Raw genomic sequence first — 26,518 nt, 5'->3', positions numbered from 1 at the left:
TGTACGCCGCTGCGGCCCCGCTGTCTCTCTGGTTCCCCGTCCCCGGTTTTCAACCGGCCCCGGTGGAAGAGTGCGGTCCCCGTTCCGGTCTGCCTTGCTGGCTCGCAGCCCTCACCGGAATCAAGCCCGTGGACCAATCGCAATCCCAATCAAAGCAAACGATGGCCCAAGCGCAGGCCGCAGAGTCTGCCGCCGCTGCGCACGCGCCTGTCTCGCGTCCGCAAGCCCAGGGCATGTACGACCCCGCCAATGAAAAAGACGCCTGCGGCGTCGGCATGGTTGCTCATATCAAGGGCAAGAAGAGCCATGAGATCGTCCTGCAAGGCCTGAAGATCCTGGAAAACCTGGATCACCGCGGCGCGGTCGGCGCCGATGCGCTGATGGGCGACGGTGCCGGTATCCTGATCCAGATCCCGGACCAGTTCTACCGCGAAGACATGGCCAAGCAGGGCGTGACCCTGCCGCCGTCCGGCGAGTACGGCGTGGGCATGATCTTCCTGCCGAAGGAGCACGCCTCCCGCCTGGCCTGCGAGCAGGAGCTCGAGCGCACCGTGCGCCTGGAAGGCCAGGTCGTGCTGGGCTGGCGCGACGTGCCGGTGGACGCCGCCATGCCGATGTCGCCGACGGTGCGCACCACCGAGCCGGTGATCCGCCAGATCTTCATCGGTCGCGGCCGCGACATCATGACCACGGACGCGCTGGAACGTAAGCTCTACGTGATCCGCAAGACCGCCAGCCACGCCATCCAGGCGCTCAAGCTCAAGCACGGCAAGGAATACTTCGTGCCGTCGATGTCGGCGCGCACGGTCGTGTACAAGGGCCTGCTGCTGGCAACGCAAGTTGGCGAGTACTACCTGGACCTGCAGGACCCGCGCGCCGTCTCGGCCCTGGCCCTGGTGCACCAGCGCTTCTCGACCAACACCTTCCCGGCCTGGGAACTGGCCCACCCGTACCGCATGGTCGCCCACAACGGCGAAATCAACACGGTCAAGGGCAACGTGAACTGGGTCAACGCACGGACCGGCGCGATCTCGTCGCCGGTGCTGGGCGACGACCTGCCCAAGCTGTGGCCGCTGATCTATCCTGGCCAGTCGGACACTGCATCGTTCGACAACTGCCTCGAGCTGCTGACGATGGCCGGCTACCCGCTCGTCCACGCCATGATGATGATGATCCCGGAAGCCTGGGAACAGCACACCATGATGGACGACAACCGCCGCGCCTTCTACGAGTACCACGCTGCCATGATGGAGCCCTGGGACGGCCCCGCCGCGATCTGCTTCACCGATGGCCGCCAGATCGGCGCCACGCTGGACCGTAACGGCCTGCGCCCGGCACGTTTCTACGTGACCGAGGACGACATCGTGGTGCTGGCTTCGGAAGCCGGCGTGCTGCCGTTCCCCGAGTCGCGCATCGTGCAGAAATGGCGCCTCCAGCCGGGCAAGATGTTCCTGATCGACATGGAGCAAGGCCGCATCATCGACGACAAGGAGCTCAAGGACAACCTGGCCAACGCCAAGCCCTACAAGAGCTGGATCGACGCCGTGCGCATCAAGCTCGACGAGCTGGATGCCAAGCCCGAGGACGTGGCTGCCGAGAAGAAGCCCGACGCGCGCCTGCTGGATCGCCAGCAAGCCTTCGGCTACACGCAGGAAGACGTCAAGTTCCTGATGGCGCCGATGGCGCTGGCCGGCGAGGAAGCCACCGGCTCGATGGGCAATGACAGCCCGCTGGCCGTGCTGTCGTCCAAGAACAAGACGCTGTACCACTACTTCAAGCAGCTGTTCGCCCAGGTCACCAACCCGCCGATCGACCCGATCCGCGAGAACATGGTGATGTCGCTGGTGTCCTTCATCGGACCCAAGCCCAACCTGCTTGAGCTGAACAACATCAACCCGCCGATGCGCCTCGAAGTGTCCCAGCCCGTGCTGGACTTCAAGGACATCGCCAAGATCCGCAATATCGAGCACTACACCGGCGGCAAGTTCCGTTCGTATGAACTGAACATCTGCTACCCGCAGGCATGGGGCAAGGAAGGCATCGAAGCCCGCCTGGCCTCGCTGTGTGCGGAAGCCGTGGATGCCGTGCGCTCGGGCTACAACATCCTGATCGTGTCGGACCGCCGCGTCGACGCGGAGCACGTGGCCATCCCCGCGCTGCTGGCAACGTCCGCCATCCACCACCACCTGGTGGACAAGGGCCTGCGTACCTCGGCCGGCCTGGTGGTGGAAACCGGCACGGCGCGCGAGGTGCATCACTTCGCGCTGCTGGCCGGCTACGGCGCCGAAGCCGTGCACCCGTACCTGGCGATGGAAACGCTGGCCGACATGGCACAAGGCCTGTCGGGCGACCTGTCGCCCGAGAAGGCGGTCAAGAACTTCGTCAAGGCGATCGGCAAGGGCCTGCAGAAGGTGATGTCCAAGATGGGCATCTCCACCTACATGTCGTACACCGGCGCGCAGATCTTCGAAGCCATCGGCTTGTCGCGCGAGCTGGTGCAGAAGTACTTCCATGGCACCGCAACGAATGTCGAAGGCATCGGCATCTTCGAGGTGGCCGAGGAAGCGCTGCGCCTGCACCAGGACGCCTTTGGCGACAACCCGGTGCTGGACACCATGCTGGAGACCGGCGGCGAGTACGCCTACCGCGTTCGCGGCGAAGCGCATATGTGGACCCCCGACTCGGTGGCCAAGCTGCAGCACGCCGTGCGCGCCGACGACGGCAAGGGCGCGTACCAGACGTACAAGGAATACGCCAACATCATCAACGACCAGAGCCGCCGTCACATGACGCTGCGCGGCCTGTTCGAGTTCAAGGTCGATCCGAACCGTGCCATTGCGCTGGAAGAAGTGGAGCCGGCCAAGGAGATCGTCAAGCGCTTTGCTACCGGCGCCATGTCGCTGGGCTCGATCTCCACCGAAGCCCACGCCACGCTGGCCGTCGCGATGAACCGCATCGGCGGCAAGTCCAACACCGGTGAAGGCGGCGAGGACGCGAACCGCTACCGCAACGAGCTGCGCGGCATCCCCATCAAGCAAGGCGACACGCTGCAGGGCCTGCTGGGCACCGAAGCCGTGGTGCGCGACCAGGAACTGCAGGCTGGCGACTCGCTGCGCTCGAAGATCAAGCAGGTGGCCTCGGGCCGTTTCGGCGTGACCGCCGAATACCTGGCGTCCGCCGACCAGATCCAGATCAAGATGGCACAGGGCGCCAAGCCCGGCGAAGGCGGCCAGCTGCCCGGCCACAAGGTCTCGGACTACATCGGCAAGCTGCGTTACTCGGTGCCGGGCGTGGGCCTGATCTCGCCGCCCCCGCACCATGACATCTACTCGATCGAAGATCTGGCGCAGCTGATCCACGACCTGAAGAACGTCAATCCGGCCTCCGATATCTCGGTCAAGCTCGTGTCCGAAGTGGGCGTGGGCACCGTGGCCGCGGGCGTGGCCAAGGCCAAGGCCGATCACGTGGTGATCGCTGGCCATGACGGCGGCACCGGCGCTTCGCCGCTGTCGTCGATCAAGCACGCCGGCACGCCGTGGGAGCTGGGCCTGGCCGAGACGCAGCAGACGCTGATGCTCAACGGCTTGCGCAACCGTATCCGCGTGCAGGCCGACGGCCAGATGAAGACCGGCCGCGACGTCGTCATCGGCGCGCTGCTGGGCGCCGACGAGTTCGGCTTCGCTACCGCACCGCTGGTGGCCGAAGGCTGCATCATGATGCGCAAGTGCCACCTGAACACCTGCCCGGTGGGCGTGGCTACGCAGGATCCGGCGCTGCGCGCGAAATTCCAGGGCAAGCCAGAGCACGTGGTGAACTTCTTCTTCTTCATTGCCGAAGAAGCCCGCGAGATCATGGCGCAACTGGGCATCCGCACGTTCGACGAGCTGATCGGCCGCGCCGACCTGCTCGATACCAAGCCCGGCATCGAGCACTGGAAGGCGCGCGGCCTTGATTTCACCCGCGTGTTCTACCAGGCACCGTTCCCCGCCGAGCTGCCACGCTTCCATACCGACGTGCAGGACCATGGCCTGTCGCTGGAAGCCGGCAAGGCGCTGGACCACGTGCTGATCGCCAAGGCTCGCCTGGCCATCGACAAGGGTGAGCGCGTGTCGTTCATCCAGCCGGTGAAGAACGTCAACCGTACCGTCGGCGCGATGCTCTCGGGCGTGGTGGCCAAGCAGTACGGCCATGAAGGCTTGCCTGACGACACCATCCACATCCAGTTGCAAGGCACCGCCGGCCAGTCCTTCGGCGCGTTCCTGGCACACGGCGTCACGCTGGACCTGGTGGGCGACGGCAACGACTACGTGGGCAAGGGCCTGTCCGGCGGCCGCGTGATCGTGCGCGCTCCGCATGAGTTCCGCGGCGACCCGACCCGCAACATCATCGTGGGCAACACCGTGCTGTATGGCGCGATTGCCGGCGAGGCCTTCTTCAATGGCGTGGCGGGCGAGCGCTTCGCGGTGCGCAATTCCGGCGCGGCCGCGGTGGTGGAAGGCACGGGCGACCATGGCTGCGAGTACATGACCGGCGGCACCGTGGTGGTGCTCGGCGGCACCGGGCGCAATTTCGCGGCCGGCATGTCGGGCGGCATGGCCTATGTCTATGACGAGGACGGCCTGTTCGACAAGCGCTGCAACACCTCGATGGTGGCACTGGAAACGGTGCTGGCCGCAGCAGACCAGGAGAAGGGCCAGTCGCCCGCTTCCTGGCACAAGGTGGGTGGCCAGCGCCAGCTTGACGAAGTCATCCTCAAGGGCTTGATCGAGCAGCATTTCCGCTTCACGGGCTCAGAGCGCGCCAAGGCATTGCTGGCCGACTGGACCACGGCACGCCGCAAGTTCGTCAAGGTCTTCCCGACCGAGTACAAGCGCGCACTGGGCGAGATGTACGCCAAGGAGCAGGAAGCGAAAGACAGCGACCGGGAAGCCATCGCCGCCTGAGCCCCAAGGGCAGGGCAGCGAGCCCGACCAAGCATGAGCGCTGTCGCGGATTCGCGCCGGCCTCACAAGATACTGACCTCACAGCGGGGCCGGCGCATGCGCCGGTGCCGCTCAGCATGACCAAGGACGCAACATGGGTAAGGCGACTGGCTTTCTCGAATTTCCGCGCCAGAACGAAGGTTACGAGCCCGTAACCAAGCGCGTGAAGCACTACAAGGAATTCGTATTCGCGCTGTCCGACAGCGAAGCGAAGATCCAGGGCGCGCGCTGCATGGACTGCGGCATCCCGTTCTGCAACAACGGCTGCCCGGTCAACAACATCATCCCCGACTTCAACGACCTGGTGTATCGCCAGGACTGGAAGTCGGCGATCGAGGTGCTGCACCAGACCAACAACTTCCCCGAGTTCACGGGCCGCATCTGCCCGGCACCGTGCGAAGCTGCCTGTACCCTCGGCATCAATGAAGCACCGGTCGGCATCAAGTCGATCGAGCACGCCATCATCGACAAGGCCTGGGAAGAGGGCTGGGTTGCCCCGCAGCCGCCCAAGCACAAGACTGGCAAGACCGTTGCCGTGGTCGGCTCCGGCCCCGCCGGCATGGCCGTCGCCCAGCAGCTGGCGCGCGCCGGGCACGACGTGACCGTGTTCGAGAAGAACGACCGCATCGGTGGCCTGCTGCGCTATGGCATCCCCGACTTCAAGCTTGAGAAGTGGCTGATCGACCGCCGCATGGAACAGATGCAGGCCGAAGGCGTGACCTTCCGTGCCGGCGTGATGGTGACCGACGGCGAACTGCCTGCCGGCATCAAGAACTATGCGCGTGAGACCATCTCGGCCCAGGCCCTGCAAGACCAGTTCGACGCCGTGGTGCTGGCGGGTGGCTCGGAAGTGCCGCGCGACCTGCCGGTCCCCGGGCGCGACCTCGACGGTATTCATTACGCGCTGGAATTCCTGATCCCGCAGAACAAGGAAGTGGCCGGCGACGAGCCCAACGCGCTGCGCGCCGATGGCAAGCACGTGATCGTGATCGGTGGCGGCGATACCGGCTCCGACTGCGTGGGTACGTCGAACCGCCACGGCGCGGAATCGATCATCCAGTTCGAGCTGCTGCCGCAGCCGCCGGAGGAAGAGAACAAGGCGCTGGTATGGCCGTACTGGCCGATCAAGCTGCGCACCTCGTCCTCGCACGACGAAGGCTGCAGTCGCGACTGGTCGGTCGCCACCAAGGAGTTCATTGGCGAGAACGGCAAGATCACCGCGCTCAAGGCCTGCCGCGTCGAGTGGAAGGACGGCAAGATGCAGGAAGTGCCGGACAGCGAGTTCATCCTTAAGGCGGATCTCGTGCTGCTGGCCATGGGCTTCACCAACCCGGTGGGCTCGCTGCTCTCCGCTTTCGGCGTGGATACCGATGCGCGCAAGAACGCCCGTGCCAGCACCGAAGGCGATCGTGCGTATCACACCAACGTGCCCAAGGTGTTCGCCGCTGGCGACGTGCGCCGCGGCCAGTCGCTGGTGGTGTGGGCGATCCGCGAAGGCCGCCAGGCGGCACGTTCGGTCGATGCCTTCCTGATGGGGCATTCCGAGCTGCCGCGCTGATCTGCGCAATGGCTTTGCTGATGCGGTGAAGCGTTACTCGCGCCGCAAGACCCGCCCTGCGCAAGCTGGGCGGGTTTTTTTATAGCGGCGCGCTCAGCCTGGCTGCAGCGTACGGCCCATCAGCACGGCATCGTCGCCGTAAGCCGACAGTTTGGCGGACACGGCAGCGCTGGGAGGCGTCAAATTCTCGTACCCGAGTCTGCGCCACCATGCCGCTGCCGCTTGCACGGCGACCAGCCTCGACGAGCGTAATCCGGCAGCGAGTGCGGCCGCACGGGCCGCGGCGTAGAGCGTTGGCGCCAAGCCGCGGCCCTGGCCCGCGGGTGCCACCGCCATATCGTGTACGAACCAGGTCAGCATGCTGGCCGTCTCACCTGCGCGTTCCCAATGCCACTCCAGCACCCCGTCGAGTGCTGGCAGGCTGTCCTGCGGCCACATGTGGGTAAACAGATAGGCTGCCAGCTCGCCGTCCCGGCCGGCGGCAACCCAGCAAGTGGCGGGCGACAGCGCCAGGCGGCTGCCGAGGGCCGCGGCGGACTCAAGCAGCATGCCGCGATAGCACTGGGCCTGGATTTCCAGCACGGCGGGCAGGTCGGTGGCCAGCATGGGCCGAGGAGTGTATTCACGCATGACGGGCGATTATAGGCGGCGTCGAAGCACAGGCGCCGTGAACGCCCGGAGATCCGCGTCCTGCCGTGCTCACAGGGTTGTCCCGGCTATGGTTAACGTGGTCTGTGCGGTTTTGGGCATTCTTCGTAGAATGACCTGACAATTAAAACAAAGAAAACAAAGACTGCCTCGCTAATCCCTTTTCAGCCGATCAAGACGCCACGGCGATGCCGGTGGCCCGGAGGAATTGATGTCCGAAGTGCGCATTGTTTCGCGACTTTGGCGAGGTAAGGCGAAGTTGCTTCACCCCGCTGCCATGCCGGCTTGTCCGCAGTTGTTTTCGCACCTCTGGCATCCGCTGTTCCTCGCTGCCCTGCTGCTTGCCGCGAGCGGGTCCGGTCTGGCCCGACCGGTCACCGTGCCGGCTACCCCGGTGGCGGCGTCTGCGCGCCCGATATCGTTTCCCGTCCGTCCCATTCGCCTGATTGTGCCTTTTCCGGCAGGTGGCGTGCCGGATGCCGTGGCGCGCCTGCTGGCCGAGCGCCTGGCGGTACGCCTCGGCGTGCCGGTCGACGTCGACAACCGGCCCGGTGCGGGCGGCACCACGGCGGGAGATGTGGTGGCCAAGGCCAGTTCCGACGGGCATACCCTGCTGTTTCACCAGGCCACCATGCTGATCCAGCCTGGCCTGGAGCCTGTGCCTTATGACGTAGTGCGCGACTTCACGCCGGTGGCGCGGGTCGCGACCATGCCGCTGTTCCTGGTGATCGATGCGCGCCTGCCCATGCGCACGCCGCAGCAATGGCTCGCCGCGGTCAATGCCAGTCCGGGCTCCTACAGCTACGGTTCCGGCCAGGCCGGCAGCCCCTCGCACCTCTATGCCCAATACGCTGTGCATGGTGTGCCGAACGGGGTGCCGCTGGTTACGGCCAAGGGCGAGGCGGCGGTGGTGCAGGAGATGTTGGCAGGGCGTGTCAGCGCTTGCTTCTGCGCGTTTGCTTCCGTCCAGGCTCAGGTCAAGAGCGGCAATCTGCGCCTGCTCGGCGTAACCGGTGTGGCGCGTTCGCAACTGGCGCCCACCGTGCCCACGCTGCAGGAGTCGGGGGTGGACGGCTACGGCGCGGCGGCCTGGTACGGCGTCATTGCCCCGGCCAAGACACCGCATGCTATCGTGGCGCGGATCGCCAGCGAGCTGGACGGCGTGATGGGTGAGCGCGAGGTGCGGGATCGCCTGCTGGCTGCCGGCCTGACGCCGTTGCGCGATTCGCCGGAAGCCTTTGCGACGGCGATCCGGTCGGAGTCGATCCAGTGGCAGGTGATCTTGCGGCAAACTGGCGGGCCTACTGAACCTTGACTTCGCTTTTTCAGTAGAGATCTCCGAAGCCTGCAACTCAAATGTGATGAAACAATGATTTGCATTGTGTGGATGTGGATTGCGCCACACTGCCTCGGGCATCCCTAGGTAGTAGCCCTTATAATGGCGGACTGCCTAACACGGTGCCAACGTGACCGATTCCGCCTCAAACCTCGTCGAGCTCCAATCTGTCGATTTCTCCTATACGGCGGGCGGCAAGCCAATCCTGTCGGGCCTTAGCATGCGCTTCCCGCGCGGCAAGGTGGTGGCTGTCATGGGCGGCTCCGGCTGCGGCAAGACAACCGTGATGCGCCTGATCGGCGGCCAGGTCAGGCCGCAGAGCGGCCAGGTGCTCTTCAACGGCGCTAATATTCCCACCCTCGACCGTAATGACCTGTATGCCGTGCGGCGGCAGATGGGCATGCTGTTCCAGTTTGGTGCGTTGTTCACCGATCTCTCCGTGTTCGACAACGTTGCCTTCCCGTTGCGCGAACATACCGACTTGCCCGAGTCAATGATCCGCGACCTGGTGCTGATGAAGCTCAACGCCGTCGGCCTGCGCGGCGCGCGCGAGCTGATGCCGTCGGAGATATCCGGTGGCATGGCGCGCCGGGTGGCGCTGGCCCGCGCGATCGCGCTCGATCCAGCCCTGCTGATGTACGACGAGCCCTTTGCGGGCCTCGACCCGATCTCGCTGGGCCTGACCGCGCGCCTGATCCGCAGCCTGAACGATGCGCTGGGGGCCACTACCATCATCGTGTCGCATGACGTCAACGAGACTTTTCTCATCGCCGACTACGTCTATTTCATTGCCAATGGCCGCATTGCCGCCGAAGGCGAGCCCGAGGCCCTGCGCGCCTCGACCGATCCCTTCGTGCATCAGTTCGTCCATGCCGAGCCCGACGGCCCGGTCCCGTTCCACTATCCGGGGCCGTCGCTGGCCGAGGACTTCGTGAGCGGGGCCGGACGATGATGGGATTTTTCACGAGCATCGGCTCCGCGGTGCGGCAGTCGGTCAGCGGCCTGGGTCATGCCACGCGCATGTTCTTCACGGTACTGGCGATGTCTCCGGCGCTGCTGCGCCGCTTCCGGCTGGTGAGCGACCAGATTTTCTTTGTCGGCAACCTGTCGCTGGTGATCATTGCGGTTTCTGGCCTGTTTGTCGGCTTCGTGCTGGGTTTGCAGGGCTATTACACGCTAAATCGCTATGGCTCCGAGCAGGCGCTGGGGCTGCTGGTGGCACTGTCGCTGGTGCGCGAGCTGGGCCCGGTGGTGACGGCGCTGCTGTTCGCCGGCCGCGCGGGCACGTCACTCACCGCCGAGATCGGCCTGATGAAAGCAGGTGAGCAACTCACCGCCATGGAAATGATGGCGGTCAATCCGCTGCAGCGTGTGATCGCGCCGCGTTTCTGGGCTGGCGTGGTTGCCATGCCGGTGCTGGCGGCGATTTTCAGCGCCGTTGGCATCCTGGGTGGCTATGTGGTCGGGGTGCAGATGATCGGCGTGGACGCGGGCGCGTTCTGGTCGCAGATGCAAAACGGCGTGGATGTTCGCAATGACGTGCTCAATGGCGTCATAAAGAGCTTCATTTTTGGCGTCGCGGTGACGTTTATAGCGTTGTACCAGGGCTATCAGGCCAAGCCGACGCCGGAAGGCGTGTCGCGCGCCACCACGCGTACTGTTGTGATTGCCTCGCTGGCGGTGCTGGCGCTGGATTTCCTGCTGACTGCGCTGATGTTCAGCTGACATGGCCGGTGCGGTCGCCGGAGCCGGAGTACTTGAAGAAGAGACGCAGATGAAAAGAAATACACTCGATTTCTGGGTTGGGTTGTTTGTTGTGGCGGGTTTCGTGGCGCTGCTGTTCCTGGCGCTCAAGGCCGGCAACATGAGCGCCCTGTCGTTCCAGGACACCTACTCGGTGCAGGCGCGCTTCGATAATATCGGCGGCCTGAAGCCGCGCGCCCCGGTGAAGAGCGCCGGCGTGGTGGTGGGCCGCGTGGCGGATATCCGCTTTGACGACAAGACCTACCAGGCGACCGTGACGCTCAACCTGGAAAAGCGCTACCAGTTTCCCAAGGACACCTCGGCCAAGATCCTGACCTCGGGCTTGCTCGGGGAGCAGTACCTGGGCCTTGAGGCGGGCGGCGACACCGCCATGCTGGCGGAAGGCTCGCGCATCACCATGACGCAGTCGGCCGTGGTGCTGGAAAACCTGATCGGGCAGTTCCTGTATAACAAGGCCGCCGATGCGGGGGCGGGTGGCAACAATGCAGGCGGTGCTGCCGCTGGAGCCGCCAGCGGCGCAGCCGGGGTGGTGAAATGACCGGCTGGCGTGCTGCCACGCGCTGGCGCGTGGGACGAAACTGCTTGCTGGCAGCCTTGGTTGCATGGCTGGCGGCTGGTTGCGCCACTGGCCCGAGCGCCAACCCGAAGGATCCTATCGAGCCCTTCAACCGGGAGGTCTTCAAGGTCAACGACGCCGTCGACAGGACCGTGCTGCGCCCGGTTGCCCAGGTGTACGCCGATTACGTTCCGTCGCCGATCCGCACCGCGATCGACAACGCCTTCTCCAACGTCAGCGATGTCTACTCGGCCGTCAACAACCTGCTGCAGGGCAAGCCCACCCGCGCCGCGGAAGACACCATGCGCGTGGCCATCAACAGCGTGCTGGGCATCGGCGGGCTGATCGACATCGCCACGCCGGCGGGCTTGCCGAAGTACAAGGAAGACTTCGGCCAGACCTTGGGCGTATGGGGTGTGCCGGCCGGCCCATACCTGGTGCTGCCGCTGTTCGGGCCGAGCACGGTGCGCGATACCGCCGGCATGCTGGTCGACCGCCAGATCGATCCGTCGGCGTATATCGATCCCGTGTGGGTGCGCAACTCGCTGTTCGGGGTGCGTGTCGTCAACACCCGGGCTTCGCTGCTTGGCGCCACGGGCCTGATCGAGATGGCGGCTCTCGACAAGTACGCCTTCCTGCGCGATGCGTACCTGCAGCGCCGCGAGTACCAGATCTATGACGGCAACCCGCCGGAGAGCGACGATACCGTGCCGGCCAGCCCGCCGCCGGATGCCACGCAGGAAAACCAGGCGCTGCCCACGCCGCCAGTGCAGATGCCGGGCAATATCGGTAATTTCCGCCTGCGCTGAGTGGGATTTGCCCCGGCTCGTGTCGCCGCTGTGAGTGGTGCAACAAAGTATGAAAATGTGGTGTCGGAGGCTCCGGCGCCGCGAACTCGCAGGCCTTGCCCGAACTCCAACTCGGCGCATGACCATTGCCGGCCTTGGCGCCGGAACGCGCAAGGATGCCGTACTCCGGTGTCCCTGCGTTATCGAATTGATAAGGACGAAATATGCTGAAGCGACTGTTGCTGCCTTTTCTCACCGTGGTTGCCTTTTCCGGCGCCGCCCACGCCCAATCGCAGGATGCCAGCACACCCGACGGGCTGGTCAAGGCCGTGGTCAGCGACGTGATGACTTCGGTCAAGGCGGACAAGGACATGCAGGCCGGGAACATTGGCAAGATCTCGGCGCTGGTTGAGCAGAAGATCCTGCCCAACGCGAATTTCCAGAAGACCACGCAGATCGCCATGGGCCGCAACTGGTCCAAGGCCACGCCCGAGCAGCAAAAGCAGATCACCGACGAGTTCAAGACCTTGCTGATCCGCACCTATTCGGGCGCCATCGCGCAGATTCGCGACCAGAGCGTGCAGTTCCGCCCGTACCGCGGCAGCCCGGACGATACCGATGCCACCATTCGCACCCAGGTCATCAACAAGGGCGAGCCGATCCAGCTCGACTACCGTCTCGAGAAGACTCCGCAAGGCTGGAAGGTCTATGACATCAACGTGCTGGGCGCCTGGCTGACCGAGGCCTACAAGGGCAGCTTCAACACCATCGTGGGCCAGCAGGGCGTGGACGGCGTGATCAAGACGCTGCAGGACCGCAACCGCCAGCTCGCCAACGCCAAGAACTGAGCCTGCGAGCCTGCCTGAGCGGCAGGCTGCGGCGCAGCATGGCTGGCCGAAGTGTTCTACAATGAGCGCTCCCGCACCCGCGGGAGTGCTTTTTCCCAGACCCGCATCCCCGGACCGCTGCCAGATGCTTTCGCTCGACACCTCGCTGACCAACCGCAACGCCGCCGCCGTGCTGCGTGACGGGCTGGCACGCCTGGCCCAGGGCGAAGCCCAGGTGGACTGCAGCAAACTGGCCCAGGTCGACTCCGCCGCCGTCGCCGTGCTGCTGGCCTGGCAGCGCGATGCCGCCAGCCGCGGCCAGTCGCTCGTGTTCGTCGGCGTACCGGCCCAGCTGGCTGAGCTGGCCACGCTGTACGGCGTCGATTCCCTGCTGCAACTCGGCGCCCAGGCGGGCGCGCGGGGCGCGCAAGTCACCGTTTCCCACCGACATTGAACCGGCATCCGTGGCAAGCTGCTGATCTGCGCTTGCTACCGCGATGCCCGGGCGGCGGCTCACGCCACGCCTCGTGCTCAAAGCGGGACTGCTCCCGCATCCCCTATAATTCCGGGTTGTTCGACCGTTCCGGCATATAAGGTTCGGGCAAGACACGGTCGAAGCACCCAGGCGGTCCCCGCCATTTCAAGGAGGCCGGCGCGCGAGCCCACAAAAGCCCGACGCGCCTGCCAAACAGTATCCGGCCATGAAAGCCATCGAACTCAAAGACGTTCGCAAGCGCTACCGCAACCTGCAAGCGCTCAAGGGCGTCAGCTTCACCGTCGAGCGGGGCGAATTCTTCGGCCTGCTCGGCCCCAACGGTGCAGGCAAGACCACGCTGATCTCCATTCTGGCGGGCCTGAACCGTGCCGATTCCGGCAGCGTCAGCGTGCTCGGCCACGACGTGGTGTCCGATTACCGGCTGGCGCGGCGCATGCTGGGCGTGGTGCCGCAGGAGCTGGTCTTCGATCCCTTCTTCACGGTGCGCGAGACGCTGCGCCTGCAGTCTGGCTATTTCGGCCTGACCCGCAACGACGACTGGATCGACGAGATCATGGCCAACCTCGATCTCACCAACAAGGCCGACGCCAACATGCGCCAGCTCTCCGGCGGCATGAAGCGCCGCGTGCTGGTGGCCCAGGCGCTGGTGCACCGGCCGCCGGTCATCGTGCTCGACGAGCCCACCGCCGGGGTCGACGTGGAGTTGCGCCAAACGCTGTGGAAGTTCATTTCGCGCCTGAATCGCGAAGGTCACACCATCATCCTGACCACGCACTACCTGGAAGAGGCCGAGGCGCTGTGTGACCGCATCGCCATGCTCAAGTTCGGCGAGGTGGTGGCGCTGGACCGCACCAGCAACCTGCTGAGCCAGTTCGCCGGGCTGCAGCTGGCGCTGACATTTTCCCGTGGTACCTTGCCGGCCACGCTTGAGCCGCTGCGCATGCCTTCGTCCAATCCGGGCGAACGCGCGGTGCGGCTGCGGCTGTCGGGCTACCCGGCGGTGGAGCCGATCCTGGCCGCCTGCCGCGAGGCCGGCTGCGAGATCGAAGACATGGAAATCAACAAGGCAGACCTGGAGGACGTGTTCGTGCAGATCATGCGGCGCGAAGGCCATATGCCGGGCGCGCTGCCGGATGCGGCGGTGGAGGCTGCAGCATGAAGATGCCAACCGAATTCGACGGCACGCAGGACGCCATCAACACCCACCTTGCGCCGATGGCGGTTGGGGGGCTGGTGGGCTTTCGCACGCTGCTCTACAAGGAAGTGCTGCGTTTCTGGAAGGTCAGCTTCCAGACCGTGGCGGCGCCGGTGCTGACCGCGATCCTGTACCTGCTGATCTTCGGCCATGTGCTGGAGAACCGGGTGAAGGTCTACGACCAGATCAGCTACACGGCCTTCCTCGTGCCCGGGCTGGTGATGATGAGCGTGCTGCAGAACGCCTTCGCCAATAGTTCGTCGTCGCTGATCCAGTCCAAGATCACCGGCAACCTGGTGTTCATCATGCTGCCGCCGCTGTCGCACTGGGAAATGTTCGGCGCCTATGTGGTGGCTTCCGTGGTGCGCGGCCTGGCCGTGGGCCTGGGCGTGCTGCTGGTGACGGCCTGGTTCGCCAATCTGCATTTCGCCAATATCGCGTGGATCCTGGTGTTTGCCGTGCTGGGCGCGGCGATCCTTGGCACGCTGGGGCTGATCGCCGGGATCTGGGCCGAGAAATTCGACCAGCTTGCGGCCTTCCAGAACTTCCTGATCATGCCGGCCACATTCTTGTCCGGCGTGTTCTACTCGATCCACTCGCTGCCTCCCTTCTGGCAAGCGGTGTCGCACGCCAATCCGTTCTTCTACATGATCGACGGCTTCCGCTATGGCTTCTTCGGCGTCTCCGATGTGGCGCCGGCCTTCAGCCTCGCAGTCGTAGGTACGGCTTTCGTGGTGCTTGCCACGGTCGCGCTGCAGCTGCTCAAGAGCGGCTACAAGCTGCGCCACTGAACGCCACGCACAAGAGCAGAACGCCAAGAGCCCGGCTATCCAGATCCGGAACCGCAAGCGAATCAACGCAAAAAGACCATCATGCTGCCTACACCCCAACAAGTCAGTGACTACATCGCCCAAGGGCTGTCCTGCGAACACCTGGAAGTGGAGGGCGACGGCCAGCACTTCTTTGCCACCATCGTCAGCGCCCAGTTTGACGGCAAGCGCCTGATCCAGCGCCACCAGCAGGTTTATGCCGCGCTGGGCGACCGCATGCGCGCCGAGATCCACGCACTGTCGATGAAGACGCTGACGCCGGCCGAATGGCAGGCGCAGGCGGGCGAGGCAAAGCAGTAAGCTAGGCGCCGGAACGAGGCGGACTCGCACAAAAGAATACGGACCAACAAGCTGGCCGCCCGACAGGCCGGACATGACAATCAGGGTCCGCGCCACTCGCGCCGCGGCCCACGGGTATCAGATGCTGGGGCGGCGCGCCTTGACGCACCACCACGGACCGCAATGAAACATGCCGGACGCCAGCGGGCGGCCGGCCGGAATTGAAAGATCATGGACAAACTCGAGATCCAGGGCAATGGCCCGCTGCGAGGCGAGATCCGCGTATCCGGCGCCAAGAACGCCGCACTGCCGATCCTGTGCGCGGGGCTGCTTAGCGCCGACACCATCTCGCTCGACAACGTTCCCAGGCTGCAGGACGTGGCTACCACGCTCAAGCTGCTGCGCCAGATGGGCATGAAGGCCGAGCAGGACGGCACGCGCGTGACGCTCAACGGCGCCGACATCAACTCGCCCGAGGCGCCCTACGAGCTGGTCAAGACCATGCGCGCTTCGATCCTGGTGCTGGGCCCGCTGGTAGCGCGTTTTGGCGAAGCGCGCGTGTCGTTGCCCGGCGGCTGCGCCATTGGCGCGCGCCCGGTCGACCAGCACATCAAGGGCCTGCAGGCCATGGGGGCCGAGATCAGCATCGAGCATGGCTTTATCCATGCCCGCGCCAAGCGCCTGAAGGGCGCGCGCGTGGTGACCGACATGATCACCGTGACCGGCACCGAAAACCTGCTGATGGCCGCCACGCTGGCCGACGGCGAGACCGTGCTCGAGAACGCCGCGCGCGAGCCCGAGGTGACCGACCTGGCCAACCTGCTGGTCAAGATGGGCGCCCGCATAGATGGCATCGGCACCGACCGCCTGGTGATCCAGGGCGTGGATCGCCTGCATGGCGCCAGCCACGCCGTGATCGCTGACCGCATCGAGGCCGGCACCTTCCTGTGCGCGGCCGCCGCGACGCTGGGCGATGTGGTGCTGCGCGGCGTGTCGCCGCACATCCTGGACACGGTGCTCGACAAGCTGCGCGAAGCCGGCGCCGCCATCGAGGCCGGCGAGGACTGGATTCGCCTGGCGATGGCCCAGCGTCCGCAGTCGGTGAGCTTCCGTACCTCCGAATACCCGGCCTTCCCGACCGACATGCAGGCGCAGTTCATGGCGCTGAACAGCGTGGCTGGCGGCGTGGCCCGCATTACCGAAACCATCTTCGAGAACCGCTTCATGCACGTGCAGGAGCTGAGCCGGCTGGGCGCCGACATCGCGGTCGAAGGCAATACCGCGGTGGTCACCGGCGTGCCCCGGTTGTCGGGCGCCAAGGTCATGGCGACCGACCTGCGCGCCTCCGCCAGCCTGGTGATCGCCGGCCTGGTGGCCGAGGGCGAGACCGTGATCGACCGCATCTATCACCTTGACCGTGGCTATGACCGCATGGAAGACAAGCTGTCGGCCGTGGGCGCCAAGATCCGCCGCATCGCCTGAGCGCACGAAAAGATAAAAGGACGCAGATGAGCCCCTCCCCGACCCAGTTGACGCTGGCCCTCTCCAAGGGCCGGATCTTCACCGAAACCATGCCGCTGCTCGAGGCGGCCGGCATCCATGTCACCGAGGATCCGGAAACCTCGCGCAAGCTGATCCTGCCCACCTCCGATCCGGACGTGCGCGTCATCATCGTGCGCGCCTCCGATGTGCCGACCTACGTGCAATACGGTGCGGCCGACTTCGGCGTGGCCGGCAAGGACGTGCTGATGGAGCACGGCATGGCCGGACTCTACGCACCGATCGACCTGAATATTGCCAAGTGCCGCATGTCGGTTGCGACCTCGGCTGGCTTCGACTACGCCAGCGCGGTGCGCCAGGGCGCGCGGCTGGCGGTGGCCACCAAATATGTGCAGACCGCGCGCGAGCACTTCGCCAAGAAGGGCGTGCACGTGGACCTGATCAAGCTGTATGGCTCGATGGAACTCGGGCCGCTGGTGGGCCTGGCCGACGCCATTGTCGACCTGGTCAGCACCGGCGGGACCTTGCGCGCCAACAACCTGGTCGAAGTGGAAGAGATCGTGCAGATATCGTCGCGCCTGGTGGTCAACCAGGCTGCCCTCAAACTCAAGCGTGAGCGGCTTGCCCCGATTCTCGACGCGTTTGAACGGGCCTCCGCCGCGCTGGCCTGACGCCGCGCGAGAGAGCCTGGGGAATGGAGTCATGAACGAAAATTCTATGGAAAACCTCGCAATCCGCCGGCTGGATTCAACCGAGCAGGGCTTTGCCGCCGAGTTGCGCAAGGTGCTGGCGTTCGAAGCCGGTGAAGACGACGCCATCGATCGCGCCGTGGCGCAGATCCTTGCTGATGTGAAGGCACGCGGCGACGCCGCAGTACTTGAGTACACGCAGCGCTTCGATCGCGTGGAAGCCTGCTCCATGGCCGCGCTGGAGATCTCGCCGGCCAAGCTCGAAGCCGCGCTCGACGAGCTCGAGCCCAAGCGCCGCGCCGCGCTGGAAACCGCGGCGGCGCGCGTGCGCGCCTACCACGAGAAGCAGAAGATCGAGTGCGGCAGCCACAGCTGGGAATACACCGAGTCCGACGGCACCGTGCTGGGACAGAAGGTGACGCCGCTGGACCGCGTCGGTATCTATGTACCGGGCGGCAAGGCGGCGTATCCGTCGTCCGTGCTGATGAACGCGATTCCCGCGCGCGTGGCCGGCGTCAAGGAAGTCATCATGGTCGTGCCCACGCCGGGCGGCGTGCGCAACGAGCTGGTGCTGGCCGCGGCGCAGATCGCCGGCGTGGACCGCGTGTTCACCATCGGCGGCGCGCAGGCGGTTGGCGCGCTGGCTTATGGCACGGGCTCGCTGCCCCAGGTCGACAAGATCGTTGGCCCGGGCAACGCCTACGTGGCGGCGGCCAAGCGCCGCGTGTTCGGCACCGTCGGCATCGACATGATCGCCGGCCCGTCCGAGATCCTGGTGATCTGCGACGGCACCACCGATCCGGACTGGGTGGCGATGGACCTGTTCTCGCAGGCCGAGCACGATGAGCTCGCGCAGTCCATCCTGCTGTGCCCGGACTCGAACTACCTGGCCCAGGTGGAAGAAAGCATCCACCGCCAGCTTGACTCCATGCCGCGCCGCGACGTCATCCGTGCCTCGCTGTCGGGGCGCGGCGCGCTGATCCGGGTACGCGACATGGACGAGGCCTGCGAGATCGCCAACGCGATCGCGCCGGAGCACCTGGAGATTTCCGCCGAGAACCCACGCCACTGGGCCGAGAAGATCCGCCACGCCGGCGCCATCTTCCTGGGCCGCTATACCAGCGAGTCGCTGGGCGACTATTGCGCCGGGCCCAACCACGTGCTGCCGACCTCGCGCACCGCGCGTTTCTCGTCGCCGCTGGGCGTGTACGACTTCCAGAAGCGCTCCAGCCTGATCGAGGTGAGCGAGCAGGGCGCCCAGATGCTGGGCCAGATCGCCGCCGAGCTGGCCTACGGCGAGGGCTTGCAGGCCCACGCCCGCAGCGCCGAGTATCGCCTCAGGCGTAACTGAGGCACAGCGGCCGGGTTCCGGTTTTTTCGGCACCCGGCCGGATTGCAGCAATCAGCACCGACAACCACCGACCAAAGAGGTAATCCAATGTCCGTAGTGCAGCCTTCCCTGATCGAACGCATCATCCGTGACGACGTACGCGCCATGGGCGCCTACCATGTGCCGGATTCGCACGGTCTGGTGAAGCTGGACGCGATGGAGAATCCCTACCAGCTGCCCGACGCGCTGCGCGCAAAGCTGGCCGCGCGGCTGGCCGAGGTGGCGCTCAACCGCTATCCGGTGCCCAGCAGCGAAGTGCTGCGCGCGCGCCTGAAGACGGTCATGGACGTGCCCGCGGGCATGGACGTGCTGCTGGGCAACGGCTCGGACGAGATCATCAGCATGTTGTCGCTGGCAGCCGCCAAGCCGGGCGCCAAGGTGCTGGCACCGGTACCGGGCTTCGTCATGTACGCCATGTCCGCCCAGTTTGCCGGGCTGGAATTCGTCGGCGTGCCGCTCAAGGCGGATTTCACGCTCGACCGGGCCGCCATGCTCGCGGCCATGGCCGAGCACCAGCCGGCCATCATTTACCTGGCCTACCCCAACAATCCCACCGGCAACCTGTTCGATGCGGATGACATGGAAGCCATCGTGCGCGCCGCCCAGGGCGGGACCTGCCAGAGCCTGGTGGTGGTCGACGAGGCCTACCAGCCGTTCGCCCAGGACACCTGGATGCCGCGCCTGGCAGAGTTCGGCAACCTGCTGGTGATGCGCACCGTGTCCAAGCTGGGCCTGGCCGGCATCCGCCTGGGTTACCTGGCCGGTGCGCCGGCCTGGCTCTCGCAGATCGACAAGGTGCGCCCGCCGTACAACGTCAATGTGCTGACCGAGGCCACCGCGCTGTTCGTGCTGGAGCATGTCGACGTGCTGGACCAGCAGGCTGCGCAACTGCGCGCCGAGCGCGCCACCGTGGCCGGCGCACTGGCCGCCTTGCCCGGCGTGACGGTCTACCCGAGCGCCGCCAATTTCCTGCTGGTGCGCGTCGACGATTCCGCCCGTGTGTTCGACGGGGTGCTCGCGCGCAAGGTTTTGATCAAGAACGTGGGTAAAATGCACCCATTGCTGGCCAACTGTCTGCGCGTCACGGTCAGCACTCCCGAAGAGAACGCGCAATTTCTCGCTGCCTTCCAGGCGGCGTTGCAGGATTAACACCATGCGTGTTGCAGAGGTCACCCGCAATACTTCGGAAACGCAAATTCGCGTTTCGCTGAATCTCGATGGCACCGGCCGCCAGAAACTGGCGTCCGGCGTGCCGTTCCTCGACCACATGCTGGACCAGATCGCCCGCCATGGCATGTTCGACCTCGAGGTCGAAGCCAGCGGCGACACCCATATCGATGACCACCACACGGTGGAAGACGTCGGTATCGCGCTCGGCCAGGCCGTTGCCAAGGCCATCGGCGACAAGAAGGGCATCACCCGCTACGGCCACAGCTATGTGCCGCTGGACGAATGCCTGTCGCGCGTCGTGATCGACTTCTCCGGCCGCCCGGGCCTGGAGTTCCACGTGCCGTTTACCCGCGCGCGGGTGGGCAGCTTCGACGTGGACCTGACCATCGAGTTCTTCCGCGGGTTCGTCAACCATGCCGCGGTGACGCTGCATATCGACAACCTGCGCGGCATCAATGCCCATCATCAATGCGAAACCGTGTTCAAGGCCTTCGGCCGCGCGCTGCGCATGGCGGTGGAAATGGATCCGCGCGCCGGCAACACGATTCCGTCGACCAAGGGCACCCTCGTCGGCTGAGCCTTAACGGCGTCCACCAGCCTCGCATGGCGGCGCATTCTGCGCCGCCGGCGGCAAATTTCCGATCAATGTGGTGCCGATGCGGCACCAACGCGGCATTAGCGCGACATTAGCCCAACCCGATGGATACGCTTAAGTCGTTCATCTCGCTGCTGGCGCTGATCAACCCGATCGGGGCCATCCCGTTCTTCATCAGCCTGACTACCCAGCAGACCGAGGAAGAAAAGCGGCATACCATCAAGATAGCGTCGATCTCGGTGGCGACGGTAGTGGGCATTTCCGCGTTGCTGGGCCAGCAGATCATTGAGTTCTTCAATATCTCGGTGGCCTCGCTCCAGGTGGGCGGTGGCCTCATCATGATCATGATGGCGATGAACATGCTGAACGCCCAGACCAGCCGCACCAAGGCGACGCCCGAGGAAGAGGACGAGGCGGAAGCCAAGGCCAGCATCGCGGTGGTGCCGCTGGCGCTGCCCTTGCTGACCGGGCCTGGCTCGATCAGCACGGTAATCGTCTATGCCGGCAAGACCCAGCACTGGTACCAGCTGCTGATTCTGGTCGGAATTGGGATCGCGCTTGGCGCAATGGTATATATAGTATTTCGCGCGGCGGACCCGATCGCGCGCGTGATCGGCCGCACTGGCATCAATATCGGCACGCGCCTGATGGGACTGATCCTATCGGCGCTGGCCGTGGAATTCATTGTGGACGGGCTTAAGACATTGTTGCCTGTTTTGAAATCATGACTACCATAGCAATTGTGGATTACGGCATGGGCAACCTGCGCTCGGTGGCGCAGGCCCTGCGTGCGGCGGCGCCCGAGGCGGACGTGCAGGTGGTGGACCAGCCCGAGGCGATCCGCGCGGCGGACCGCGTGGTGCTGCCCGGCCAGGGGGCGATGCCCGACTGCATGGGCGCGCTGGGCGCGTCCGGCTTGCAGCAGGCGGTGATCGAGGCCGCTGCCAGCAAGCCGATGCTGGGCGTGTGCGTTGGCGAACAGATGCTGTTCGACTTCAGCAAGGAAAGTAGGACGCAGGACGGCAGCACGCCTTGCCTGGGGCTGTTGCCCGGCGAGGTGGTCCGCTTCGAGCTGGAAGGCATGACCCAGCCGGACGGCTCACGCTACAAGGTGCCGCAGATGGGCTGGAACCGGGTGCGGCAAGCGCGCTCCCATCCGCTGTGGGCTGGCATCCCCGATGAAAGCTGGTTCTATTTCGTGCATAGTTACTACGTGCATGCGCAGGATCCGGCGCATATCGCCGGCGAAACCGACTACGGTGTCTTATTTACGAGCGCGGTAGCGCGCGATAATATTTTTGCCACGCAGTTCCACCCGGAAAAGAGCGCCGCCATGGGCTTGCAGCTGTACCGGAACTTCGTGCATTGGAATCCCTGAACCTCGATAGCGGCTTTTTCGGGACCGAGTTGGCCGGCCACGGTGGCTAGCTCAATTTTCTCTTTCACTCAATCACGCTCGTCACACTTATGTTGCTCATTCCGGCCATCGACCTGAAGGACGGTCAATGTGTACGCCTTAAACAAGGCGACATGGACCAGGCCACCGTCTTTTCCGAAGATCCCGCCGCCATGGCACGTCACTGGGTGGAGCAGGGCGCACGCCGCCTGCACCTGGTCGACCTCAATGGTGCGTTCGTGGGCAAGCCCCGCAATGAAGCTGCCATCAAGGCCATCATCGCCGAGGTGGGCGATGAGATCCCGATCCAGCTCGGCGGCGGCATCCGCGACCTGAACACCATCGAGCGCTGGCTCGACGGCGGCCTGTCGTACGTGATCATCGGCACGGCCGCGGTCAAGAATCCCGGGTTCCTCAAGGATGCCTGCACGGCGTTCGGCGGCCATATCATCGTCGGCCTGGATGCTCGCGAAGGCAAGGTTGCCACCGACGGCTGGAGCAAGCTGACCGGCCACGAAGTCGCCGACCTCGCGCGCAAGTACGAGGACTACGGTGTGGAAGCCATCATCTACACCGACATCGGCCGCGACGGCATGCTGCAGGGCATCAATATCGATGCCACCGTCAAGCTGGCGCAGTCGGCGACGATTCCGGTGATCGCCAGCGGCGGGCTGCACAACCTCACCGATATCGAACGCCTGTGCAGTGTGCAGAAGGATGGTGTCGAGGGCGTCATCTGCGGCCGCGCGATCTATTCGGGCGACCTCAATTTCGCCGAAGCCCAGGCGCTTGCCGACAAGCTCGGCGCCGAGCAGTAAGACAACGCGCCTCGCGCGCGACAATTGCAGCCACCGGCGCCGTGCATGCGCGCAGCGCCGTGGCGGGCAAGGAATCTCATGCTAGCCAAACGTATCATCCCCTGCCTCGACGTGACCAACGGGCGGGTGGTCAAGGGTGTCAACTTCGTCGAATTGCGCGACGCGGGCGACCCGGTCGAGATCGCCCGCCGTTACGACGAGCAGGGTGCCGATGAAATCACTTTTCTTGACATCACCGCGACCAGCGACGGCCGCGACCTGATCCTGCACATCATCGAGGCGGTAGCCTCCCAGGTCTTCATCCCGCTGACGGTAGGTGGCGGCGTGCGCGCCGTGGAAGACGTGCGGCGCCTGCTCAATGCCGGCGCGGACAAGATCAGCGTCAACTCCTCGGCCATCGCCAACCCGCAACTGGTGTCGGACGCCACTGCGCGCTACGGGTCGCAGTGCATCGTGGTCGCGATCGACGCCAAGCGCAGCTCCGCGCCCGGCGAGCCGGCGCGCTGGGAAGTCTTCACCCACGGCGGGCGCAAGGCCACCGGCCTGGACGCCGTGGCATGGGCGCGCGAGATGGCCGCGCGCGGCGCCGGCGAGCTGCTGCTCACCAGCATGGACCGCGACGGCACCAAGAGCGGGTTCGACCTTGAGCTCACGCGGGCTGTCAGCGACGCGGTGTCCGTGCCGGTGATCGCCTCGGGTGGCGTGGGCGGCCTGAAGGACCTGGCCGACGGCATCAAGCTGGGGCACGCCGACGCGGTGCTGGCCGCCAGCATCTTCCACTACGGCGAGCACACCGTTGGCGAAGCAAAGGCATTCATGGCCCGCGAGGGCATTCCGGTGCGAATCTGAACACGGCGAACCGACATGGCAAAGAAGTGGCTCAACAAGGTTAAGTGGGACGACAACGGCCTGGTGCCGGTGATCGTCCAGGAAGTCGGCTCGAACGACGTGCTGATGTTCGCGTTCATGAACCGCGAAGCGCTGCAGCGCACCGCGGAGATCGGCGAGGCCGTGTTCTGGTCGCGCTCGCGCAAGCGCCTGTGGCATAAGGGCGAGGAATCCGGCCACGTGCAGAAGGTGCACGAGATGCGCCTGGATTGCGACGAAGACGTGGTCCTGCTCAAGGTGACCCAGAATGACGGCATCGCCTGCCACACCGGGCGCCACTCCTGCTTCTTCCAGAAGTTCGAGGGCGACGCCGAGAGCGGTGACTGGCAGACCGTCGAGCCCGTGCTCAAGGATCCGTCCACCATCTACGCGGCCAAGCCATGAGCGAACAACACTTGAGCAGCGCGGACGTGCTGGCCCGCCTGGCCGCCGTGCTGGAGTCGCGCAAGCCGGAGAACGGCGGCGACCCCGACAAATCTTACGTGGCACGCCTGTTCCACAAGGGTGACGACGCCATCCTGAAGAAGATCGGCGAGGAAGCCACCGAGACCGTGATGGCCGCCAAGGATGCTCGCGCTGCCGGCCTGGGTCCGGAGGCGGTCGGCAAGGTGGTGTACGAGGTGGCCGATCTCTGGTTCCACAGCATGGTGCTGCTCGCCCGTTTCGGCCTGAAGCCGGCCGACGTGGTCAACGAGCTGGCTCGCCGCGAAGGCCTGTCAGGTCTTGAGGAAAAAGCCCAGCGCAAGGCCGATGGCGGTTGAATGACCGCGCCGGCCCCGCCGGCAACCCGCAACTACGAGCCGCTTCGAGGAGCAACGACGATGGGGGATGTGATCACCGCTGACAACGACCGGCTCGCCAGCCTGCGCAAGCTGACGCACATCCTTTATGCCCTGTACGCCATTTTCTGGCTGACCGGCGGCATCACCGCGCTGATCGCCATCGTGGTCGGGTACGTCAAGCGCGACGACACCCGAGGCACTCTCTACGCCTCCCACTTTGCCTGGCAGATCCGCTCCTTCTGGTGGTCGGTGGCGTGGGCCATTCTGGGCGGCGTGCTGTTTGCCACGGTGTTCCTGATACCGCTGGCCTTTGCGGCATGGGGCGTGCTGTCCCTGTGGATGTTGTATCGTATCGTCAAGGGCTGGCTCTACCTGAACGACAGCAAGCCGATGTACCCGGATCAGCGTTTCTGATGCTTCTGACTGGATCCCGACGGGGTCCTGGCGAAATCGCAGCCTGATTTGCTGCGCGCAATGAAATTTTCATGAATTCACCGCACAATTGCCTCTTCTGCCGGATCGTGGCCGGCCAGCTACCGTCGCGCAAGGTGTATGAAGATGACGAAATGCTGGCTTTCCATGATATCCACCCGAAAGCCCCGGTACACTTCCTGCTCATTCCCAAGGTGCACGTTGATTCGCTGGCCGATTGCGGACCCGGCGAAGGCGCGGTGCTTGCTAAAATGATGTTGAAAGTGCCGGAGTTGGCGCGCGCGGCAGGCTGTGGCAATGGTTTCCGGACGGTGATCAATACCGGCCCGGATGGCGGACAGGAGGTGTACCACCTCCATCTGCACGTGCTTGGCGGCCCGCGCAACCAGTGGAAGGTGCCGCTGCCTTAAAACTGGCCTCAAGCCAGCGTGGCAGCCAGCCCATGCAGGACCGCGGGCCGCGTGGCCTTCGGTCAGATGCCGTGCCGGCAACCGTCGCCCGGCATGGCCTTCAGTGACGGAACAACAAGCCGGGGTGGCAAGGCGCCGCCCCAAGGCTTCATCAGGAGCAGAAAATGGGTTCGTTTAGCATTTGGCACTGGCTCATCGTGCTGGTGATCGTCATGCTGGTCTTTGGCACCAAGAAGCTGCGCAATATCGGCCAGGATCTCGGTGGCGCCGTGAAGGGCTTCAAGGACGGCATGAAGGATGCCAACGGGAACCCCGCTGACGCGCCGGACGCGCCCGCCAAGGAACTGCGCGACACCACCACCATCGACGTCGAAGCCAAGGAAAAGTCGCGCCAGCAGTAAGCGCGATCCTATCCTTGTCAGCACGCCCGATGTCCTTCCTCCTGGCAGCAATGCCTTGCCGGCCACGTTCGCCTCGTCACGCTTGCCTGCGTGACGACCTGCGCGCTGGCCGGGGCGGCCGTTGTTACGGCCTCATCCTCTCGAACCTCGCATGATCGATCTCGGCATTTCCAAGCTTGCACTGATCGGCGCGGTGGCGCTGGTGGTGATCGGTCCCGAGCGGCTGCCGAAGGTGGCGCGCACGGTCGGCGCACTGGTCGGCCGCGCGCAGCGCTATATCAATGATGTGAAGGCAGAAGTCAGCCGCGAGGTCGAGCTCGACGAACTGCGCAAGATGCGCACGGAGTTCGAGGACGCCGCGCGCGATGTCGAGCGCACCATCCACAAGGAAGTGCACGAGCACGGCCAGGCCCTGAACGATGCACTGACCGGCACCGATTCCGGCACGCAGGCAGGGGCAAGCCCGGCCAGCGGCTACGTGCCTTCCTGGGACACGGCGCACAAGCCCCACAACGGCCGCAAGAGCTGGCGCGTCAAGCAAGGCGCGCAGCCCCTGTGGTACAAGCGCCAGCACAATGTACGCGTGTGGGCGCAATCCGGCGCCGCGCGCGTCAAGCGCCACCGTCCCGCCACCGGTCCCGCTCGCTCTTTCTTCGAGTGAGCATGAAGGGGCTTGTCCACACGCCGGTATCCGGCCGGCCACCGCTGTCGTGCGTTTCGACTTGCGCGCCGTGCCGTTGTATCGCCACTGATTCCTCGATGCCAGCCATTCCGGCTGAGCGGTCCAC

General features: G+C 65.1%; 28 protein-coding genes. 27 read left to right on the top strand and 1 reads right to left on the bottom strand.

Annotated features, from left to right (window positions below; translation table 11 throughout):
- The first annotated feature begins 161 nt into the window (after positions 1 to 161).
- On the top strand, positions 162 to 4,943 hold the full coding sequence (locus A9975_RS19270; RefSeq protein ID WP_183034188.1) for a glutamate synthase-related protein: 4,782 nt from the start codon (positions 162 to 164) through the stop codon (positions 4,941 to 4,943).
- Positions 4,944 to 5,076: 133 nt separating this feature from the next.
- Positions 5,077 to 6,540, top strand: a complete 1,464-nt coding sequence (locus A9975_RS19265; protein ID WP_183034187.1) for a glutamate synthase subunit beta — start codon at positions 5,077 to 5,079, stop codon at positions 6,538 to 6,540.
- A 93-nt stretch (positions 6,541 to 6,633) separates the two neighbouring features.
- On the opposite strand, the gene A9975_RS19260 is transcribed toward A9975_RS19265, so the two are convergent.
- Entirely contained in the window at positions 6,634 to 7,170 is a 537-nt protein-coding gene (locus tag A9975_RS19260) for a GNAT family N-acetyltransferase (RefSeq protein ID WP_183034186.1), read from the bottom strand.
- 229 nt (positions 7,171 to 7,399) lie between these two features.
- On the opposite strand from A9975_RS19260, the gene A9975_RS19255 reads away from it, so the two are divergent.
- From A9975_RS19255 to tatB, 25 genes are all read left to right on the top strand, one after another.
- Positions 7,400 to 8,503, top strand: coding sequence for a tripartite tricarboxylate transporter substrate binding protein (locus A9975_RS19255; protein WP_183034185.1), 1,104 nt, complete (start codon positions 7,400 to 7,402; stop codon positions 8,501 to 8,503).
- 151 nt (positions 8,504 to 8,654) lie between these two features.
- Entirely contained in the window at positions 8,655 to 9,476 is an 822-nt protein-coding gene (locus A9975_RS19250; RefSeq protein WP_183034184.1) for an ABC transporter ATP-binding protein, read from the top strand.
- The gene (mlaE, locus tag A9975_RS19245; RefSeq protein WP_043350253.1) at positions 9,473 to 10,249 is read left to right on the top strand and encodes a lipid asymmetry maintenance ABC transporter permease subunit MlaE; all 777 of its coding nucleotides are present in this window, start codon (positions 9,473 to 9,475) and stop codon (positions 10,247 to 10,249) included. The genes A9975_RS19250 and mlaE overlap by 4 nt, the downstream gene beginning before the upstream one ends.
- Before the next feature lie 49 nt (positions 10,250 to 10,298).
- The gene (gene mlaD / locus A9975_RS19240) at positions 10,299 to 10,826 is read left to right on the top strand and encodes an outer membrane lipid asymmetry maintenance protein MlaD (RefSeq protein WP_043352390.1); all 528 of its coding nucleotides are present in this window, start codon (positions 10,299 to 10,301) and stop codon (positions 10,824 to 10,826) included.
- Entirely contained in the window at positions 10,823 to 11,653 is an 831-nt protein-coding gene (locus tag A9975_RS19235; RefSeq protein WP_255503310.1) for a VacJ family lipoprotein, read from the top strand. Before mlaD ends, A9975_RS19235 begins: the two co-directional genes overlap by 4 nt.
- A 203-nt stretch (positions 11,654 to 11,856) precedes the next feature.
- Entirely contained in the window at positions 11,857 to 12,480 is a 624-nt protein-coding gene (locus A9975_RS19230; protein WP_150985713.1) for a phospholipid-binding protein MlaC, read from the top strand.
- 124 nt (positions 12,481 to 12,604) lie between these two features.
- Positions 12,605 to 12,913, top strand: coding sequence for a lipid asymmetry maintenance protein MlaB (locus A9975_RS19225; RefSeq protein ID WP_150985712.1), 309 nt, complete (start codon positions 12,605 to 12,607; stop codon positions 12,911 to 12,913).
- A 247-nt stretch (positions 12,914 to 13,160) separates the two neighbouring features.
- Positions 13,161 to 14,114, top strand: coding sequence for an ABC transporter ATP-binding protein (locus tag A9975_RS19220; RefSeq protein ID WP_183034183.1), 954 nt, complete (start codon positions 13,161 to 13,163; stop codon positions 14,112 to 14,114).
- Between the two features lie 56 nt (positions 14,115 to 14,170).
- On the top strand, positions 14,171 to 14,941 hold the full coding sequence (locus A9975_RS19215; protein WP_150985763.1) for an ABC transporter permease: 771 nt from the start codon (positions 14,171 to 14,173) through the stop codon (positions 14,939 to 14,941).
- Between the two features lie 81 nt (positions 14,942 to 15,022).
- On the top strand, positions 15,023 to 15,280 hold the full coding sequence (locus A9975_RS19210; protein ID WP_183034182.1) for a BolA family protein: 258 nt from the start codon (positions 15,023 to 15,025) through the stop codon (positions 15,278 to 15,280).
- Positions 15,281 to 15,490: 210 nt separating this feature from the next.
- Positions 15,491 to 16,741 carry a UDP-N-acetylglucosamine 1-carboxyvinyltransferase gene (murA, locus tag A9975_RS19205; RefSeq protein WP_183034181.1) on the top strand — a complete coding sequence of 417 codons (1,251 nt, stop codon included), beginning with the start codon at positions 15,491 to 15,493 and terminating at the stop codon, positions 16,739 to 16,741.
- Between the two features lie 26 nt (positions 16,742 to 16,767).
- Entirely contained in the window at positions 16,768 to 17,430 is a 663-nt protein-coding gene (hisG, locus tag A9975_RS19200) for an ATP phosphoribosyltransferase (protein WP_150985708.1), read from the top strand.
- A gap of 31 nt (positions 17,431 to 17,461) precedes the next feature.
- Positions 17,462 to 18,799, top strand: a complete 1,338-nt coding sequence (gene hisD / locus A9975_RS19195; RefSeq protein WP_183034180.1) for a histidinol dehydrogenase — start codon at positions 17,462 to 17,464, stop codon at positions 18,797 to 18,799.
- A gap of 87 nt (positions 18,800 to 18,886) precedes the next feature.
- The gene (hisC, locus tag A9975_RS19190) at positions 18,887 to 19,987 is read left to right on the top strand and encodes a histidinol-phosphate transaminase (RefSeq protein ID WP_183034179.1); all 1,101 of its coding nucleotides are present in this window, start codon (positions 18,887 to 18,889) and stop codon (positions 19,985 to 19,987) included.
- 4 nt (positions 19,988 to 19,991) lie between these two features.
- Positions 19,992 to 20,585 carry an imidazoleglycerol-phosphate dehydratase HisB gene (gene hisB, locus A9975_RS19185; protein WP_006159655.1) on the top strand — a complete coding sequence of 198 codons (594 nt, stop codon included), beginning with the start codon at positions 19,992 to 19,994 and terminating at the stop codon, positions 20,583 to 20,585.
- A gap of 122 nt (positions 20,586 to 20,707) precedes the next feature.
- Positions 20,708 to 21,331 (top strand): YchE family NAAT transporter, encoded by a 624-nt coding sequence (locus tag A9975_RS19180; RefSeq protein ID WP_183034178.1) that lies wholly within the window; start codon positions 20,708 to 20,710, stop codon positions 21,329 to 21,331.
- Positions 21,328 to 21,981, top strand: a complete 654-nt coding sequence (gene hisH / locus A9975_RS19175) for an imidazole glycerol phosphate synthase subunit HisH (RefSeq protein WP_174424914.1) — start codon at positions 21,328 to 21,330, stop codon at positions 21,979 to 21,981. Before A9975_RS19180 ends, hisH begins: the two co-directional genes overlap by 4 nt.
- An 89-nt stretch (positions 21,982 to 22,070) precedes the next feature.
- Positions 22,071 to 22,817, top strand: a complete 747-nt coding sequence (hisA, locus tag A9975_RS19170) for a 1-(5-phosphoribosyl)-5-[(5-phosphoribosylamino)methylideneamino]imidazole-4-carboxamide isomerase (RefSeq protein WP_035870672.1) — start codon at positions 22,071 to 22,073, stop codon at positions 22,815 to 22,817.
- A gap of 78 nt (positions 22,818 to 22,895) precedes the next feature.
- Positions 22,896 to 23,666, top strand: coding sequence for an imidazole glycerol phosphate synthase subunit HisF (hisF, locus tag A9975_RS19165; protein WP_174424913.1), 771 nt, complete (start codon positions 22,896 to 22,898; stop codon positions 23,664 to 23,666).
- Between the two features lie 15 nt (positions 23,667 to 23,681).
- Positions 23,682 to 24,089 carry a phosphoribosyl-AMP cyclohydrolase gene (gene hisI, locus A9975_RS19160; protein ID WP_043350207.1) on the top strand — a complete coding sequence of 136 codons (408 nt, stop codon included), beginning with the start codon at positions 23,682 to 23,684 and terminating at the stop codon, positions 24,087 to 24,089.
- The gene (locus A9975_RS19155) at positions 24,086 to 24,466 is read left to right on the top strand and encodes a phosphoribosyl-ATP diphosphatase (protein WP_150985703.1); all 381 of its coding nucleotides are present in this window, start codon (positions 24,086 to 24,088) and stop codon (positions 24,464 to 24,466) included. Before hisI ends, A9975_RS19155 begins: the two co-directional genes overlap by 4 nt.
- A gap of 60 nt (positions 24,467 to 24,526) precedes the next feature.
- Positions 24,527 to 24,901, top strand: coding sequence for a hypothetical protein (locus A9975_RS19150; protein WP_174424912.1), 375 nt, complete (start codon positions 24,527 to 24,529; stop codon positions 24,899 to 24,901).
- 71 nt (positions 24,902 to 24,972) lie between these two features.
- The gene (locus tag A9975_RS19145; RefSeq protein ID WP_174424911.1) at positions 24,973 to 25,329 is read left to right on the top strand and encodes a histidine triad nucleotide-binding protein; all 357 of its coding nucleotides are present in this window, start codon (positions 24,973 to 24,975) and stop codon (positions 25,327 to 25,329) included.
- 164 nt (positions 25,330 to 25,493) lie between these two features.
- Positions 25,494 to 25,730, top strand: coding sequence for a Sec-independent protein translocase subunit TatA (gene tatA / locus A9975_RS19140; RefSeq protein WP_043350196.1), 237 nt, complete (start codon positions 25,494 to 25,496; stop codon positions 25,728 to 25,730).
- Between the two features lie 151 nt (positions 25,731 to 25,881).
- A complete protein-coding gene (gene tatB, locus A9975_RS19135; RefSeq protein ID WP_183034177.1) occupies positions 25,882 to 26,391 on the top strand; it encodes a Sec-independent protein translocase protein TatB in 510 nt (169 codons plus the stop codon).
- Positions 26,392 to 26,518 lie beyond the last annotated feature (127 nt).

The sequence above is a fragment of the Cupriavidus sp. UME77 genome (assembly GCF_014170355.1).
GTDB lineage: Bacteria > Pseudomonadota > Gammaproteobacteria > Burkholderiales > Burkholderiaceae > Cupriavidus > Cupriavidus basilensis.
This window is presented reverse-complemented; position numbering and strand designations above follow the sequence as displayed.

What these genes read in the sequence shown, in the direction of transcription:
- A9975_RS19270 (WP_183034188.1), top strand. Translation starts at nt 162, where the DNA reads ATGGCCCAAGCGCAGGCCGCAGAGTCTGCCGCCGCTGCGCACGCGCCT.
- A9975_RS19265 (WP_183034187.1), top strand. Translation starts at nt 5,077, where the DNA reads ATGGGTAAGGCGACTGGCTTTCTCGAATTTCCGCGCCAGAACGAAGGT.
- A9975_RS19260 (WP_183034186.1), bottom strand. Translation starts at nt 7,170, where the DNA reads ATGCGTGAATACACTCCTCGGCCCATGCTGGCCACCGACCTGCCCGCC.
- A9975_RS19255 (WP_183034185.1), top strand. Translation starts at nt 7,400, where the DNA reads ATGTCCGAAGTGCGCATTGTTTCGCGACTTTGGCGAGGTAAGGCGAAG.
- mlaE (WP_043350253.1), top strand. Translation starts at nt 9,473, where the DNA reads ATGATGGGATTTTTCACGAGCATCGGCTCCGCGGTGCGGCAGTCGGTC.
- mlaD (WP_043352390.1), top strand. Translation starts at nt 10,299, where the DNA reads ATGAAAAGAAATACACTCGATTTCTGGGTTGGGTTGTTTGTTGTGGCG.
- A9975_RS19235 (WP_255503310.1), top strand. Translation starts at nt 10,823, where the DNA reads ATGACCGGCTGGCGTGCTGCCACGCGCTGGCGCGTGGGACGAAACTGC.
- A9975_RS19230 (WP_150985713.1), top strand. Translation starts at nt 11,857, where the DNA reads ATGCTGAAGCGACTGTTGCTGCCTTTTCTCACCGTGGTTGCCTTTTCC.
- A9975_RS19225 (WP_150985712.1), top strand. Translation starts at nt 12,605, where the DNA reads ATGCTTTCGCTCGACACCTCGCTGACCAACCGCAACGCCGCCGCCGTG.
- A9975_RS19220 (WP_183034183.1), top strand. Translation starts at nt 13,161, where the DNA reads ATGAAAGCCATCGAACTCAAAGACGTTCGCAAGCGCTACCGCAACCTG.
- A9975_RS19215 (WP_150985763.1), top strand. Translation starts at nt 14,171, where the DNA reads ATGGCGGTTGGGGGGCTGGTGGGCTTTCGCACGCTGCTCTACAAGGAA.
- A9975_RS19210 (WP_183034182.1), top strand. Translation starts at nt 15,023, where the DNA reads ATGCTGCCTACACCCCAACAAGTCAGTGACTACATCGCCCAAGGGCTG.
- murA (WP_183034181.1), top strand. Translation starts at nt 15,491, where the DNA reads ATGGACAAACTCGAGATCCAGGGCAATGGCCCGCTGCGAGGCGAGATC.
- hisG (WP_150985708.1), top strand. Translation starts at nt 16,768, where the DNA reads ATGAGCCCCTCCCCGACCCAGTTGACGCTGGCCCTCTCCAAGGGCCGG.
- hisD (WP_183034180.1), top strand. Translation starts at nt 17,462, where the DNA reads ATGAACGAAAATTCTATGGAAAACCTCGCAATCCGCCGGCTGGATTCA.
- hisC (WP_183034179.1), top strand. Translation starts at nt 18,887, where the DNA reads ATGTCCGTAGTGCAGCCTTCCCTGATCGAACGCATCATCCGTGACGAC.
- hisB (WP_006159655.1), top strand. Translation starts at nt 19,992, where the DNA reads ATGCGTGTTGCAGAGGTCACCCGCAATACTTCGGAAACGCAAATTCGC.
- A9975_RS19180 (WP_183034178.1), top strand. Translation starts at nt 20,708, where the DNA reads ATGGATACGCTTAAGTCGTTCATCTCGCTGCTGGCGCTGATCAACCCG.
- hisH (WP_174424914.1), top strand. Translation starts at nt 21,328, where the DNA reads ATGACTACCATAGCAATTGTGGATTACGGCATGGGCAACCTGCGCTCG.
- hisA (WP_035870672.1), top strand. Translation starts at nt 22,071, where the DNA reads ATGTTGCTCATTCCGGCCATCGACCTGAAGGACGGTCAATGTGTACGC.
- hisF (WP_174424913.1), top strand. Translation starts at nt 22,896, where the DNA reads ATGCTAGCCAAACGTATCATCCCCTGCCTCGACGTGACCAACGGGCGG.
- hisI (WP_043350207.1), top strand. Translation starts at nt 23,682, where the DNA reads ATGGCAAAGAAGTGGCTCAACAAGGTTAAGTGGGACGACAACGGCCTG.
- A9975_RS19155 (WP_150985703.1), top strand. Translation starts at nt 24,086, where the DNA reads ATGAGCGAACAACACTTGAGCAGCGCGGACGTGCTGGCCCGCCTGGCC.
- A9975_RS19150 (WP_174424912.1), top strand. Translation starts at nt 24,527, where the DNA reads ATGGGGGATGTGATCACCGCTGACAACGACCGGCTCGCCAGCCTGCGC.
- A9975_RS19145 (WP_174424911.1), top strand. Translation starts at nt 24,973, where the DNA reads ATGAATTCACCGCACAATTGCCTCTTCTGCCGGATCGTGGCCGGCCAG.
- tatA (WP_043350196.1), top strand. Translation starts at nt 25,494, where the DNA reads ATGGGTTCGTTTAGCATTTGGCACTGGCTCATCGTGCTGGTGATCGTC.
- tatB (WP_183034177.1), top strand. Translation starts at nt 25,882, where the DNA reads ATGATCGATCTCGGCATTTCCAAGCTTGCACTGATCGGCGCGGTGGCG.